The organism is Streptomyces sp. NPDC039465 (assembly GCF_055639315.1).
Map to the genome: position 1 here is coordinate 223073 of NZ_JBVKAP010000003.1, position 13149 is coordinate 236221.

13 protein-coding genes are annotated in these 13149 nt (G+C 71.6%); 6 read left to right on the forward strand and 7 right to left on the reverse strand.

The genetic code is table 11. The annotated features are described in order from the left end of the window. Positions 1-52 precede the first annotated feature (52 nt). Positions 53-1390 carry an activator-dependent family glycosyltransferase gene (locus ACZ7LT_RS11510; protein WP_471235804.1) on the forward strand — a complete coding sequence of 446 codons (1338 nt, stop codon included), beginning with the start codon at positions 53-55 and terminating at the stop codon, positions 1388-1390. Here the strand turns inward: ACZ7LT_RS11510 and ACZ7LT_RS11515 are convergent. Further along, on the reverse strand, positions 1383-2450 hold the full coding sequence (locus ACZ7LT_RS11515) for an SDR family oxidoreductase (protein WP_471235805.1): 1068 nt from the start codon (positions 2448-2450) through the stop codon (positions 1383-1385). The genes ACZ7LT_RS11510 and ACZ7LT_RS11515 overlap by 8 nt on opposite strands. A 178-nt stretch (positions 2451-2628) precedes the next feature. Here ACZ7LT_RS11515 and ACZ7LT_RS11520 point away from each other — a divergent pair, with 178 nt between their 5' ends. From ACZ7LT_RS11520 to ACZ7LT_RS11530, 3 genes are read left to right on the forward strand one after another with little or no spacing between them, the layout of a single operon-like run. After that, positions 2629-3063: an ester cyclase gene (locus ACZ7LT_RS11520; RefSeq protein ID WP_161290887.1), complete on the forward strand. Its 435-nt coding sequence runs from the start codon at positions 2629-2631 to the stop codon at positions 3061-3063. 52 nt (positions 3064-3115) lie between these two features. Then, positions 3116-4135: a dTDP-glucose 4,6-dehydratase gene (gene rfbB, locus ACZ7LT_RS11525; protein ID WP_471235806.1), complete on the forward strand. Its 1020-nt coding sequence runs from the start codon at positions 3116-3118 to the stop codon at positions 4133-4135. After that, positions 4132-5640 (forward strand): alpha/beta fold hydrolase, encoded by a 1509-nt coding sequence (locus ACZ7LT_RS11530; RefSeq protein WP_471235807.1) that lies wholly within the window; start codon positions 4132-4134, stop codon positions 5638-5640. Before rfbB ends, ACZ7LT_RS11530 begins: the two co-directional genes overlap by 4 nt. 64 nt (positions 5641-5704) lie before the next feature. Here the strand turns inward: ACZ7LT_RS11530 and rfbA are convergent, their stop codons facing one another. From rfbA to ACZ7LT_RS11555, 5 genes are read right to left on the reverse strand one after another with little or no spacing between them, the layout of a single operon-like run. Continuing rightward, positions 5705-6580, reverse strand: a complete 876-nt coding sequence (gene rfbA, locus ACZ7LT_RS11535) for a glucose-1-phosphate thymidylyltransferase RfbA (protein WP_471235808.1) — start codon at positions 6578-6580, stop codon at positions 5705-5707. 43 nt (positions 6581-6623) lie between these two features. Beyond that, positions 6624-7628 (reverse strand): Gfo/Idh/MocA family protein, encoded by a 1005-nt coding sequence (locus ACZ7LT_RS11540; protein ID WP_471236329.1) that lies wholly within the window; start codon positions 7626-7628, stop codon positions 6624-6626. Beyond that, positions 7628-8737: a DegT/DnrJ/EryC1/StrS family aminotransferase gene (locus ACZ7LT_RS11545; protein ID WP_471235809.1), complete on the reverse strand. Its 1110-nt coding sequence runs from the start codon at positions 8735-8737 to the stop codon at positions 7628-7630. Before ACZ7LT_RS11545 ends, ACZ7LT_RS11540 begins: the two co-directional genes overlap by 1 nt. Before the next feature lie 38 nt (positions 8738-8775). Continuing rightward, positions 8776-9486: a class I SAM-dependent methyltransferase gene (locus tag ACZ7LT_RS11550; protein ID WP_471236330.1), complete on the reverse strand. Its 711-nt coding sequence runs from the start codon at positions 9484-9486 to the stop codon at positions 8776-8778. A gap of 32 nt (positions 9487-9518) precedes the next feature. Next, the gene (locus tag ACZ7LT_RS11555) at positions 9519-10298 is read right to left on the reverse strand and encodes a cyclase family protein (protein ID WP_471235810.1); all 780 of its coding nucleotides are present in this window, start codon (positions 10296-10298) and stop codon (positions 9519-9521) included. 163 nt (positions 10299-10461) lie between these two features. Between ACZ7LT_RS11555 and ACZ7LT_RS11560 the strand changes: the two genes are divergently transcribed. After that, on the forward strand, positions 10462-10887 hold the full coding sequence (locus tag ACZ7LT_RS11560) for a nuclear transport factor 2 family protein (RefSeq protein ID WP_471235811.1): 426 nt from the start codon (positions 10462-10464) through the stop codon (positions 10885-10887). 20 nt (positions 10888-10907) lie between these two features. On the opposite strand, the gene ACZ7LT_RS11565 is transcribed toward ACZ7LT_RS11560, so the two are convergent. Then, entirely contained in the window at positions 10908-12143 is a 1236-nt protein-coding gene (locus ACZ7LT_RS11565; protein ID WP_471235812.1) for a cytochrome P450, read from the reverse strand. A gap of 154 nt (positions 12144-12297) precedes the next feature. On the opposite strand from ACZ7LT_RS11565, the gene ACZ7LT_RS11570 reads away from it, so the two are divergent. Further along, positions 12298-13146, forward strand: a complete 849-nt coding sequence (locus ACZ7LT_RS11570) for an SDR family NAD(P)-dependent oxidoreductase (RefSeq protein ID WP_471235813.1) — start codon at positions 12298-12300, stop codon at positions 13144-13146. Positions 13147-13149 lie beyond the last annotated feature (3 nt).

Here is a 13149-nt window from a genome sequence, read left to right on the forward strand (position 1 = left end):
CCGCGCACCTACGGTGAGCGGCGAACGGACGGTCACGGCAGAGGAGTTGGGGATGCGGGTCCTGTTCACGACGTTCGCGGCACGGTCACATCTGTACGCCCAGGTGCCCCTCGCGTGGGCGCTGCGGGCAGCCGGTCACGACGTACGGATCGCGAGCCAGCCGGACCTGGCCGACGACATCACCCGCACGGGACTGACCGCGGTCCCGGTCGGTGAACCGCTCAACCAGGCCGAGGACGCGGCCGTCGTCGACGACCGGGCCTGGGACTGGACCGAGGCGGAGGCGGAGGCGAACCCGCACGCGGTCGACATGGCCACCTGGCCCGAACTCCTCGACATCGCCGAGACCGCCCCGGAACGACTCACCCCCGAGCACACCCAAGGCGTGTTCGCGGCCTACGCCCCGCTGCTGTTCCGTTACTTCTCCTGGCAGATGACCGACGACCTGGTCCGGTACGCCCGCAACTGGCGTCCGGACCTGGTCCTGTGGGACCCGCTCACCTTCGCCGGCCCGGTCGCCGCACTGGCCAGTGGCGCCGCGCACGCACGCATGCTGTTCGGTCTCGACCTGGTCGGCTGGATGCGCGGGCACCATCTCGCCGCCCAGGCGAGCCGGCCGGCCCCGCTGCGGGACGACCCCATGTCCGAGTGGCTGGGCTGGACCCTGGCCGAACACGGCCTCGACTTCACCGAGGAGGCCGTCACCGGACAGTGGACCATCGACCCGGTACCCGGCTCGCTCGCCCTGCCCACCGGCGGTCTCCGCGTCCCGATGCGCTACGTCCCCTACAACGGACCCTCCATCGTGCCCTCCTGGGTGCACGAGCCGCCCGCCCGGCCGCGCGTCTGCGTCACCCTCGGCGTCTCCCAGCAGGAGGTGTTCGGCCGTGACCGGGCCTCCGTGGCCGAGATCATCGCCGCGGTCGCCGCCCTCGACGTGGAGGTGGTGGCCACCCTCAACGCCGCACAGGTGGCCGCCCTCGGTGCCCCGCTCCCGGCGAACGTCCGGGTCGTGGACTTCGTCCCGCTCGACGCGCTGCTGCCCAGCTGCGCGGCGGTGATCAGCCACGGCGGGGCCGGCACGTTCCAGACCGCGCTCGCCCACGGCGTACCGCAGATCCTCGTTCCCGACATGATCTGGGACACCGCCCGCAAGGCACAGCGGCTGGAGGCGGCCGGAGCCGGACTGCGGATCACCGACGTGGACCGCTTCTCCGCCGCCGAGCTGCGCGCGCTGCTCGCCCGGGTCCTCGACGAACCCTCGTTCGCGCACCGCGCGGCGCGGCTGCGCGACGAGATGCTGGCCACCCCCGCACCGAGCGATCTGGTGCCGACGCTGGAGCGCCTGACCGCACTGCACAGGCGCCCCCGCGTCACGGCCGTCAGGTGAGCGAGAGGCCGCCGTCCACCGGCACCACCACTCCATTGGCGTAGCCGGCCTCGTCCCGGGCCAGCTGGGTGATCCACCAGCCGATCTCTGCGGGCGTGCCCACCCGGCCCGCCGGCGCCCGGGACCCCATCTCCGCGAGGAAACCGGCGTACTGCTCCTGCGACATGCCCATCCGCACCCCGATCCCGCTGTCGACGACACCCGGAGCCAGGCCCACGACCCTGATCCCGCGCGGCGCGAGCTCCACCGCCCAGGTCCTGGTGAGGAAGTCCAGGGCCACCTTGCTCGCTCCGAAGACACTCGCTCCCGGCCAGGTCCGCAGCCCCAGGGACCCCGAGGTGCTGACATTGACCACGGTGCCGCCGCTCGCCTCCAGCGCCTCCAGCGCGGCCCGGGTCAGCGCGATGGGCGCCAGCAGATTGGTGGCGACCTGTGTCTCGTCGTGCTTGCGGGAGTGGTCGGCGAGGGTGCCGTGCAGCGCCACCGCCGCGTTGTTCACCAGCACGTCGATCCGGCCGAAGACGCGCAGCGCCTCGGCCACCACCTCCTCGGCCGCGCCCTCGGCGGTCAGGTCGGCCACGGCCGTGCGGATGGAGTCGTACCCCTCGGCCGTGCCCGTCAGGCTCTCGGGCGTACGTCCCACGACCAGCACCCGGGCGCCCTGCTCGGCGAACGCGTGCGCGGTGGCCCGTCCGATACCGGTGCCGCCGCCGGTGACCACGACGACCGGCCCGTCCTCGGCCGGCGCCGGGCGGACCGTACGCAGCGGGGTGTACAGCTGCGGATCGCTGGAGGCGAGCGCCCGCAGCGCGGCCGCGTGCTCCTGGAACTCCGGCCGGGCGACCGCCCGCTGCAGCGACCCGGCGTCCCGCCAGCGGGCGATGTTGACGTACCGCCCCGGATCCTTCGTGTGCCGCACGAGCGTGTGCTCCATGAATCCCGGCTGCCGTGCCATGTACTGCGACGTCCGGGCGAACGCCTCCTCGAACTCGGCCGGTGAGGCGGACAGCGTGAAGGTGTTGACGAAGGTGACCCCGTCACCGGGTTCCTGAACGGTCATGTGCGACACACACCCCTCTGCAAGGTCTTCGACTGGGCCGGGCCAGCATGGGCGACGCCTCTCGCGGTCGGCTGGGGGCGCGTTGGACGCCGTCGAGCGGAAGTCGACGCGTCGGCGACCACCGGATGTCACGTTGCACGCACCTGCCCGCCGAGGAGAAAGGCCAGGAGCGCCGCCGATGAGCCATCAGACAGACGCCGTGCGACGGGTGATCAACGCCTTCAACACCGGAAACGCCGACGATGCCGCCGAGTACCTCCACGAGGAGTATCTGAACCCCGCCGTGCTGGAGCACGGCATTCCGCCGGGCCCCGCCGGCTTCGCCATGATCGTCAAGTGGGTCAAGGCGACCTTCTCCGAGGAGGCCCACCTGGAAGAGGTCAAGATCGAGGAGAACGGCGAGTGGGTCCGCGCGTACCTCGTCCTCTACGGCCGGCACGTGGGCAACCTGGTCGGCATGGCGCCCACCGGCCGGCGGTTCGCCGGCGAGCAGGTGCATCTGTTCCGCTTCGTGGACGGCAAGATCCGCGACCACCGGGACTGGCCGGAATTCCAGGGCACCCTGCGCCAGCTCGGTGACCCCTGGCCGGAGGCCGGCGGCTGGCGGCCATAGCCTCCAGCGGTATCCGGTCCGTTCACCACCGGCCGTTCCTACTGTGGCCCGCATGGGCACCCTCATGGTCACCGGCGGGGCCGGATTCATTGGATCGCATTTCGTCAGGCACTGGCGCGGTACCCATCCGGGGGACCGCGTCATTGTCGTGGACGCGCTGACCTACGCCGGAAACACCGCAAACCTCGACGACCTCCGCGACGACATCGTCTTCGAGCACGCGAGCATCGACGACCCGGTCGCCATGGAGCGCGTACTGCGCACCCATGGCGTCGACGTGATCGTCAACTTCGCGGCTGAGTCCCACAATTCGTACGCCCTGCTGGAGCCGGGACAGTTCTTCCGGACCAACGTGCTGGGCACCCAGACCCTCCTGGAGGCCGCCCGGCGCATCGGCGTCGCACGCTTCCACCATGTCTCCACCTGCGAGGTCTACGGAGATCTGGACCTGGACACGACCGACCTGTTCACCGAGTCCAGCCCCTACCGGCCGCGCACCCCCTACAACGCGAGCAAGGCCGGCGCGGACCACGCGGTCCGTGCCTACCACCACACCTTCGGCCTGCCGGTCACCATCTCCAACTGCGCCAACAACTACGGCACCCACCAGTTCCCGGAGAAGGTGATCCCGGCCTTCACCACCGCCGCCCTCGACGGCCGACCGCTGAAGCTGTACGCCCAGACCGAGAACCGGCGTGAGTGGATCCACGTCCTGGACCACTGCCGAGCCATCGAAACCGTCCTGGCACACGGCGAGATCGGTCGTACGTACCACGTCGGTACCGGCGTCGAGGCGTCCATCGAGCAGATCGCCGACCTCGTCCTCGACGAGCTCGGACTGCCGTCCACCCTGAAGACCATCGTGCCCGACCGGCCCGGACACGACCGCCGCTACGTCCTCGACTGGAGCACCCTGCGCGACGAACTCGGCTGGCGCCCCCGCGTCGACTTCACCGAAGGGCTGCGGGAGACCGTCCGCTGGTACGCCGAGCACCGCTCCTGGTGGGAGCCGCTCCTGGACCGCGCCCCGGTCGACGAGGCCGGATGGGGCGGCGGAAGGGGCGGTCGATGAGACGGCGGCTCACGGCACTCGGCGCCCTCGCCGCCACCCTGCTCGGCCTCCTCGCGCTGCCCGGCCCCGCTCAGGCGCGGCCCCAGAACCCGCCCGGCGCGCGCATCGCCTGGGCGGCCTGCCAGGAAGCGCCCGAGGACCCCGCACTGCGGTGCGGCCGGATCACCGTCCCGGTCGACTGGGCCGACCCGGACGGTCCCACCCTCGACCTCGCGCTCGTGCGACGGGCCGCTGCCGATCCGTCCCGGCGCATCGGGGTCCTCTTCCACGGCCAGGGCGCACTCGGCGGCTCCGGTGTCGACGCCGTACTGCACAATCCACAGCTCTTCTCGGCCGGGACGAGCAGCCGCTTCGACCTCGTCGCCATGGACGTACGCGGCACCGGGCGGAGCAACCCGGTCCTGTGCGACGCGGCCGCCTACCCGGGCGGCGTGCCCGCCGTCCCGGCCACCGCCGCCCAGTTCGCCCGCGCGGTCGAGGCACACCGCGCGTTCGCGGACACGTGCCGCACCCTCACCGGACCGGTCTTCGACCACATGGACAGCCGCAGCGTCGCCCGTGACATGGACGCCGTCCGGGCGGCCCTGGGCGAGCGGCAGCTCTCCTTCTACGGCGACTCCTTCGGGACGCTCACCGGTCAGGCGTACGCCGAGCTCTTCCCCGCCCGGCTGCGCACCGCGGTCTGGGAGAGCAACCTGGACCACACCGCGGACCTTTCCCGCTGGGTCGCCGACCGGTCCGCGGCCGTGGAGGACTCGTTCCGGGGCTTCGCCGACTGGTGCGACCGCACCCCCAGCTGCCCCCAGCGAGCCGGGGGAACGGCCCGCTGGTACGACCAGTTGCACGCCAAGGCGGAGCGGGGCGAGCTGACGGCCACCGTCCCCGGCGCGCCGCCCTTCACCCTCGACGGATATCTGCTCAGCACCCAGGTGTCGTTCTTCTTCTTCCAGCGGCGCTGGGCCGAGCTGTCCGACTGCCTCACCCAGGTCGACGCCGACCGGACCGGATGCCTCTTCGGCGGCGGCGACCAGGGCGCGGCCACGGTGGCCACCCCGCCGGCCACGCTCCACCACCCGCAGAGCGCCGCCTTCTGCGCGGACTACCGGATGCCGGTGAACGGCGTCGCCGACGTCCTGCGGCTGCGCAAGGTCGCCCTGGCCAACGCCCCGCACACCAGGCTCACCGCCGTGGCCTGGGGCGCCGTCACCGACTGCCTCGGCATGACGGGCGAGACCAGGAACCCGCAGCGGCCGCTGCGCCTGGGCGGCCAGGCGCCCACGGTGCTGCTCACCAACAGCCGCCACGACCCCTCCATGCCGCACCGCTGGGCCGAACGGGTCACCGCCCAGGCCTTCCCCAAGGCCAGGCTGCTCAGCTACGAGGGCTGGGGCCACGGAAGCTACTGGATCAGCGACTGCGTGCGGGCCCAGGTCGACCGCCATCTGGCGCAGCCGGAGGCACGGACGGCCCCGCGGACGAGCTGCCCCGGCGTGCCGGAGCCGTAGTCTCCTCGCGCGGAAGGGGCGGGCCCACCCGGTGGGCCCGCCCCTTCCGCCGTTCCGGCGCCGTTCAGCCGGCGAACTCCCGTGCGATCGTCATCACATACTGCCCGTAGTCGGACTTGGCGATCCGCTCCCCCAGCGCGTGGCACGCCTCCGCGTCGATGAACCCCATGCGCAGGGCGACCTCCTCCACACAGGCGATCCGGATCCCCTGGCGGTGCTCCAGGGTGCTCACGTACTGGGTCGCCTCGTGCAAGGACTCCGGGGTGCCCGTGTCCAGCCAGGCGAACCCCCGCCCCAGGTCGATCAGCCGGGCCTTGCCCCGCTCCAGATAGACCTGGTTCACATCGCTGATCTCCAGCTCGCCGCGGGGCGAAGGAGTGATGTTCTTGGCGATGTTGATCACGTCGTTGTCGTAGAAGTACAGGCCCGTGATGGCCCGGTTGGACTTCGGCCGGGCCGGCTTCTCCTCGATGGACAGCAGTCGTCCCTCGGCGTCCGTCTCGCCCACGCCGTACCGGTGCGGATCGTGCACGGCGTATCCGAACAGCACGCAGCCGTCCACGTCGCCCGCGTTCTCCGCCAGGACGTCGGAGAACCGGTGGCCGTGGAAGATGTTGTCGCCGAGCATCAGTGCGACCGAATCCGACCCGATGTGGTCCGCACCGATGATGAACGCCTCGGCCAGGCCGCCTGGATGGGCCTGCTCCGCGTAGTCGATCTCCAGACCGAGATGCGAGCCGTCCCCGAGCAGCCGCCGGAACTGCGGAAGATCCGTCGGAGTGGCGATGATCAGGATCTCGCGGACGCGGGCCAGCATCAGCACCGACAGCGGGTAGTAGATCATCGGCTTGTCGCCGACCGGGATCAGCTGCTTCGACACCGCGAGTGTGATCGGGTACAGCCGGGTGCCCGAGCCTCCGGCCAGAATGATGCCTTTCATGTCCGTCCCCTCCTCCTGCCGTCCCGTCGTTTCCGGCCGGTGCTCACAACCGCCCCGCCCGGTGGGGGAACCGCCGGGCCCGCAGACGTACCTCCTCGACCAGCCGCGCCTGACGCAGGGTGATCTCCTCGTCCAGCGGGCCCTCGGCGCCCGAGCGGACGGCCGCGGCGAAGGCCCGTACCGCGCCGCGCACCTGATGGTCCGCGGCGACCGCCAGTTCGGTGACCCGGTCCTGCTGCGCGATCCGCACCGGCGGCTTCAACTGCTCGGGCGGGGTGAACGCGCGCTCCACCGTCACCCGGCCCGACCTGCCCCACAGCGCGTAGTGCGACCGGTAGGCATGGTCGAACCCGAAGGAGACTTGCGCCGCCGTGCCGTCGACGGCCGACAGCAGCGCCGTCCCCGCCACGTCGACGCCGGTGCGCTCGTCGATCCGCAGCGTCGCCGCCAGCACCTCCAGCTCACCGTCGAGATAGAGCTGAGCCGCGCGCAGCGGGTAGACCCCGGTGTCCAGCAGCGCGCCGCCGCCCAGCTCCGGCCGGTAGCGGAAGCCGGCCGGGTCGAGTGGGGGCACCCCGAAGGAGCTGCTGAACACCTGCACGGCCCCCACCACGCCCTCGTCGAGCAGCCGCCGCACCGCACCGTGCTGCGAGTGGTGCAGGAACATGAAGTTCTCGGCGAGGACCAGACCACGGGCCCGGGCCTGTTTCATCAGGTCCAGGGTGTCGGCGTAGGAGGTGCACAGCGGCTTCTCGCACAGCACGTGCTTCCCGGCCGCCAGCGCCTCGGTGACCCAGCGGTGGTGCAGGGCCGGCGGCAGCGGGATGTACACCGCGTCGATGTCGTCCCGCCGCAGCAGCGTGTCGTAGCCGACGGCGCCGTCGCATCCGAAGCGGTCCGCCGTCGCGGCCGCCTTGTGCCGGTCCCGACTGGCCACCGCCACCAGCTCGGCGCACTCCTCCTCCACGAGGACCGGAAGCATCCGGCGCAGCGCGATGTCGGCACACCCCAGCACGCCCATCCGCAACGGGCCGCGGCGGGCCTCCATCACAGAGCGGCCAGTACGTCGCGCAGCGCGCCGATCACCTTGTCCTGGGTGTCGGGGGACAGGGAGGGATACATCGGCAGCGAGAAGATCTCGCCGGCCACCCTCTCGGTCACCGGCAGCGCGCCCTTCTCGTACCCGAGGTGGGCGAACCCGGTCATCGTGTGGATCGGCCACGGGTAGCTGATGTTGAGGAAGATGTCGAAGGCCTTGAGCGCCTCGATGATCGCGTCGCGCCTCGGGTGGCGCACCACGTAGACGTAGTAGACGTGGTCGTTGCCGGGCGCGATCGCCGGCAGCACCAGCTCGGTGTCGCCCAGGCCCTCCGCGTACCGGCGGGCCACCTCCCGCCGGCCCTCGACATAGCGGTCGAGCCGGGTGAGCTTGCGGCGCAGGATCTCCGCCTGGAGCTCGTCCAGGCGGCTGTTGTGGCCGGGGGTGCGCACGACGTAGTAGCGCTCCTCCATGCCGTAGTAGCGCAGCCGGCGCAGATTCCGCTCCACCTCGTCGTCGGAGGTCACCGTCGCGCCGCCGTCGCCGTACGCCCCCAGCACCTTGGTCGGGTAGAAGGAGAACGCCGCGGCCCGGCCCATCGTGCCGGCGAGCTGCCCGTGGTGACGGGCGCCGTGCGCCTGGGCGCAGTCCTCGAAGAGCACCAGGCCGTGCCGCTCGGCGAGCGCCTGGAGCGGCGCCATGTCGACGCACTGCCCGTACAGATGCACCGGCAACAGCGCCCGGGTACGGGGGGTGATGGCCGCCTCGACCTGATCGACCCGCATGAGGTACGTGTCGGGGTCCACGTCCACGAAGACCGGGGTCGCACCGGTGCCGTCGATGGCGACGACGGTCGGCGCCGCGGTGTTCGACACCGTGATCACTTCGTCGCCGGGGCCGATGCCGCAGGCCTGGAGCCCCAGCTTGATGGCGTTGGTGCCGTTGTCGACGCCGACGCAGTGCGCCAGCCCGTGGTAGGCGGCGAACTCCTCCTCGAAGCCGCGGACGCTGCCGCCGAGCACCAGCTGCCCGGAGCGCAGCACGGTCTCCACCGCGTCGTGGATGTCGTCGCGTTCGGTCTCGTATTCCGGCAGGTAGTCCCACACATGGGTGGTCATTGCTGGTCGGGCCCTTCTGGTAGGTCGGTGGTGCTCTGCTAGCGGCGGACGCCGACGAAGAGTCCCCGGCCGGTCGGTGCGCCGGGCAGGTACTCGACGGAGCAGTCGGCGTCCAGGAACGCCTGGGTGTACTCGTCCTTGGTGAACAGCGTCAGCACGTCGATCTCGGTGAACTCCCTTATGCCGGAGGCGTCGCCGACCAGGAACCGGACCTCCATCCGGGTCGCCCGCCCCTGGAGCGTCGAGTGCGAGATCCGGGCGACGGTCAGCCCGTCCTCCCGCCCCAGGTCGCCGGCGACATAGCCCTCGACGTGGTCCTCGGGGAACCACCACGGTTCGATCACCAGCACGCCACCGGGCGAGACATGGTCCGCCATCGCCCGTACAGCGGCCCTCATCTCCTCGACCGTGCCGAGATAGCCGATCGCGCAGAACATGCAGACCACCGCGTCGAAGGTGCTCTCCAGCGAGAAGTCGCGCATGTCTCCTTGGTGCAGGGGGACATCGGGCAGCCGCTGCCGCGCCAACTCCAGCATGGGCGGCGCGATCTCCAGCCCCTCCGTCTCCTCGAACCGCTCGCGGAACGTGGCCAGATGGGCCCCCGTGCCGCACGCCACGTCCAGCAGCGTCTTCGCCTGCGGCATCCGCTCGCGGATCAGCCGCGTCACATCCTCGGCCTCCGCCGTCCAGTCCTTGCCACGGCTGCGGTAGAAGATCTCGTAGACCTTGGCCAGTTCCTGCCCGTACATCATTCTCCCTGGGGTCGGTCGGATCGGTCGGCTCAGTCCTCGACGATGGCCACTGCTCTGGCCCAGCCCGCCCCCGCGCCGGTGATCTTCACGGGGAAGCAGGACACCTGGAAGCCGTACGGAGCGGGCAGCGCGTCCAGGCCGGCGAGCCGCTCGATCTGGCAGTACTCCCGTCGCCGTCCGGCGAAATGGGCCGGCCACAGCACCGAACGGTCCCCGGTGGCGCGGTAGCGGGCGATGATGTCGCCGAACGGGGCGTCCAGGCTGAACGCGTCCGTCCCGATCACCCGCACTCCCATGTCGAGCAGCAGCTCCACGGCGGGCCCGTCGAGTCCCACGAAGTCGGTGAAGTACGACGCCGTGCCCACCCGGGCGTCCGCGCCCGTCCGCAGCAGCACGATGTCCAGCGGCTCCGGCTCCCGCCCGATCCTGGCGAACTCCTTCGCCAGCCGCTCCGCTCCCACCACCCCGGTCGGCGCGTCGGTCAGGTCGAGGACCATCCCGGGGCGGTGGAACCAGTCGAGCGGCATCTCGTCGATGTGCCGGGGAACTCCCGTCCCGTACGCGGCCTTCGAGCCGTAGTGCGACGGGGCGTCGACATGGGTGCCGGTATGAGTGGTGAGCGAGATCCGGTCCAGGGAGAGGAACTCGCCGTCCGGGAGTTCGTCCGGATCGAAGTCGATGCCGAAGTGCTCCCGCATCTCCGCGCTCATGTGCTCGGCACCCTGACGCGGCGTGAGGACGTCATGGACCACCGGGTCGGGTTCGACGAAGGAGGAATCCACGGGTGAGGACAGATCGATCAGGCGCATACATCACCTTCGGGCCGCCGGAACGCAAGGGCGTTGCGATCGTCCGCGCAGCGGAGCGAGGCTCGATGGAGGATGGCTGGGGCGGCGCATTGAACGGATCTCGAAGCCGGTGCGGGATCGTCCTCCCACCCCCCACCAGCTTCGAGCATCGAGGAGAGCGCCCGTGTCAGACGCCGTGTCCGCACAAGTGGTCGCCGACGTCCAGCAGTTCTACGCACGCCATATGCAGCTGCTGGACGCCGGGGACGCCGACGGCTGGGCCCGTACGTTCACCGAGGACGGGGTCTTCGCCCCGCCCTCGCTCCCCGAACCGGTCCGCGGCCGCGCCGCACTCGCCGCAGGCGTACGCGCGTCGGCCGCCGGCCTCGCCGAGGCCGCGGAAGTCCACCGGCATGTGCTGTCCATGGTGCATGTCGACCCGCGCGACGACGGCGCCCTCGCGGTCCGCAGCTACGCGCAGATCTTCGCCACCCCGCGGGGCGGTCAGCCGCGGCTGCACCTGATGTGCGTCTGCGAGGACGTGCTCGTCCGTGAACAGGGCGAACTGCTCGTGAAGGAGCGGCGGGTCACCCGCGACGACCGTCCCTGAGCCGGTCCCAGGCCGCTCCCTCAGTCGCCCAGCCGCACCTTGAACGAGGCGAAGTCACGCAGCGGCATGGACCGTCGGCGCACCGGCTCCTCGGCGAACCGCAGCCCGGGGAGCCGGTGCGCCATCGCCATCAGCACCGCGGCGATCTCCATCCGGGCCAGGTTCATGCCCAGGCAGTGGTGCACACCCCCGCCGAAGACCAGGGTGCGGGGCGCCGTCCGCGCCGGGTCGAACCGGTCCGGATCCGCGTTGGCCTCCTGGTCCCGGTTCGCCGCGCCGAGTAGTACCCGTACCGGCGAACCGGCCGGCACTCGGTACTCGCCGAACTCGACGTCCTGCGCCGCATACCGGAACCCGGCGGACATCGCCGCCGGAGCGTCCCACCGCAGCACCTCGTCGACGAACCGCAGAGCCCCCTCGTAGGTCGCGAGCCCAGCCCGCTCTTCGGGATGGGTGAGCAGGGTGTGCACGCTGATGTCGATCGCCGTCGCCGAGGTCTCGAACCCGGCGGTCAGCAGCGCCACGAACACCGCCTTCAACTCGTCGTCGGTCAGCGCCTCCGCCCCTTCACCGCGGCCGGTCGCCGGCGCCACCAGCGCCGACACCAGGTCGTCGGCCGGCTCGGCACGGCGCCGCTCGACCAGCTCCCACAGCCGGTCGAGGAGGGTGTGCAGGGCCTGGTCCGCGTCGCGCAGCGCCGCCGTGTCACTGCTGGGATCGACCACGTTGATGATCCGCGGGATCAGCCCGGCGAGCAGCTGGTCGTCCTCCAGCGGCAGGCCGATCAGCCGGGCCAGCACCTGGAGCGGTACGGGCACGGACAGTTCGTCGTGGAAGTCGATGACGGCCCCGTCGACGGAGCGCGCGGCGACCTTGTCGACATGGTCGGCGGCGATCGTCATCACCCCCTGCTTGAGCGACTCCACCCGCCGCGCGGTGAACGCCCGGCTCACCAGCCGGCGCAGCCGGGTGTGCTCCGGCGGATTGGCGTTCACGATCGAGCTGACCAGCACCCGGAACGCGTCGTACGTGCTGTGCTCCGGCATGAACGACGCGAAGGAGGCGGGGTCGGGCGCCGGGAACAGCGCCGGATTCTTCATCACCCGCTCGCAGTCCTCGAACCGGGTGAGGACGTAACTGCCCAGCTGGGGGCTGAAATGCACCGGCGCGTTGGTACGCAGCTCGGCGTAGAGGGGGTACGGATCGTCCTGCCCGGGGGCGAGAAGACGGTCCAGGACGTGGTCTGCGGTGTTCATCGGGAGGCTCCCTCGATCGGTGGGCCGGCCACCGCACCGGTCGGTCCGGGTGCGGGCACGCGTGCGCTGCGGCGGGCGTGACGTGCGTAGCGTGGACGACTCCCTTCGAGCGCGGCTCAACGCAAACTCGATGACCCTCGGCCACGGTGGTGGGATGACTCAACTCCCCGTCCCCGAACCGCCCCACGAGAGCCGGGTCTGGTTCATCACCGGAGCCTCCCGTGGGCTCGGCCGCGCCTTCGCCGAGGCCGCGCTCGCGGCCGGAGACCGGGTCGTCGCCGCGGCCCGTGACATCTCCGCCCTGGACGTCCTGGGCCGCGAGCACGACGGGCGCCTGATATCCCTGCCCCTGGACGTGAGCCGCCGGGCGGACGTCTTCGCCGCGGTGGAGCGCGCCACGGCGGCCTTCGGCCGGCTCGACGTCGTCGTCAACAACGCGGGGCAGCTCCTGTTCGGCATGGTCGAGGAGGCCACCGAAGAGCAGGCCCGCGCCCATCTCGACGTCAACTTCTTCGGCGCGCTGTGGGTGACCCAGGCCGTCCTGCCCGTCCTGCGCGCCCAGGGCTCCGGCCATCTCTTCCAGGTCACCGCGATGGGGGCGGGCGGCGGCGCGGCGGGCACCGGGCTCTACGGCGCCGGGAAGGCGGCGCTCGCGGCGGTCGGCGAGGCCGTCGCGGCCGAGGTCGAGCCCTTCGGCATCCACGTCACCGTCCTGGAGCCGGGCGGCTACGACACCGGCCTAGGCCACCTCGGTACGACCGCCACCACCCCCCACCCGGCCTACGACGACGCCCGCACCGCCCTGGAGGCGTCCTGGGCCGCGTCCCCGCCGCCGGCCTCCCCGGCCGCGGCCGCCGCGGTCGTCCTGGCGCTCTCCCGCACGGACAGCCCGCCGCGCCGGATCGTGCTCGGCGACCGGGCGTACGACGACGTGGTCGCGGACCAACGAAACCGCCTGCGCGCCTACACCGACTGGGAACACCTGAGCCGCGAGGGCGGATGACGA

Bases quoted from the DNA above. Each gene is read 5' to 3' on its own strand.
- ACZ7LT_RS11565 (WP_471235812.1), bottom strand. From the start codon at position 12,143: ATGAACACCGCAGACCACGTCCTGGACCGTCTTCTCGCCCCCGGGCAG.
- rfbB (WP_471235806.1), top strand. From the start codon at position 3,116: ATGGGCACCCTCATGGTCACCGGCGGGGCCGGATTCATTGGATCGCAT.
- ACZ7LT_RS11550 (WP_471236330.1), bottom strand. From the start codon at position 9,486: ATGTACGGGCAGGAACTGGCCAAGGTCTACGAGATCTTCTACCGCAGC.
- ACZ7LT_RS11510 (WP_471235804.1), top strand. From the start codon at position 53: ATGCGGGTCCTGTTCACGACGTTCGCGGCACGGTCACATCTGTACGCC.
- ACZ7LT_RS11570 (WP_471235813.1), top strand. From the start codon at position 12,298: ATGACTCAACTCCCCGTCCCCGAACCGCCCCACGAGAGCCGGGTCTGG.
- ACZ7LT_RS11555 (WP_471235810.1), bottom strand. From the start codon at position 10,298: ATGCGCCTGATCGATCTGTCCTCACCCGTGGATTCCTCCTTCGTCGAA.
- ACZ7LT_RS11515 (WP_471235805.1), bottom strand. From the start codon at position 2,450: ATGACCGTTCAGGAACCCGGTGACGGGGTCACCTTCGTCAACACCTTC.
- ACZ7LT_RS11545 (WP_471235809.1), bottom strand. From the start codon at position 8,737: ATGACCACCCATGTGTGGGACTACCTGCCGGAATACGAGACCGAACGC.
- ACZ7LT_RS11520 (WP_161290887.1), top strand. From the start codon at position 2,629: ATGAGCCATCAGACAGACGCCGTGCGACGGGTGATCAACGCCTTCAAC.
- ACZ7LT_RS11540 (WP_471236329.1), bottom strand. From the start codon at position 7,628: ATGGAGGCCCGCCGCGGCCCGTTGCGGATGGGCGTGCTGGGGTGTGCC.
- rfbA (WP_471235808.1), bottom strand. From the start codon at position 6,580: ATGAAAGGCATCATTCTGGCCGGAGGCTCGGGCACCCGGCTGTACCCG.
- ACZ7LT_RS11530 (WP_471235807.1), top strand. From the start codon at position 4,132: ATGAGACGGCGGCTCACGGCACTCGGCGCCCTCGCCGCCACCCTGCTC.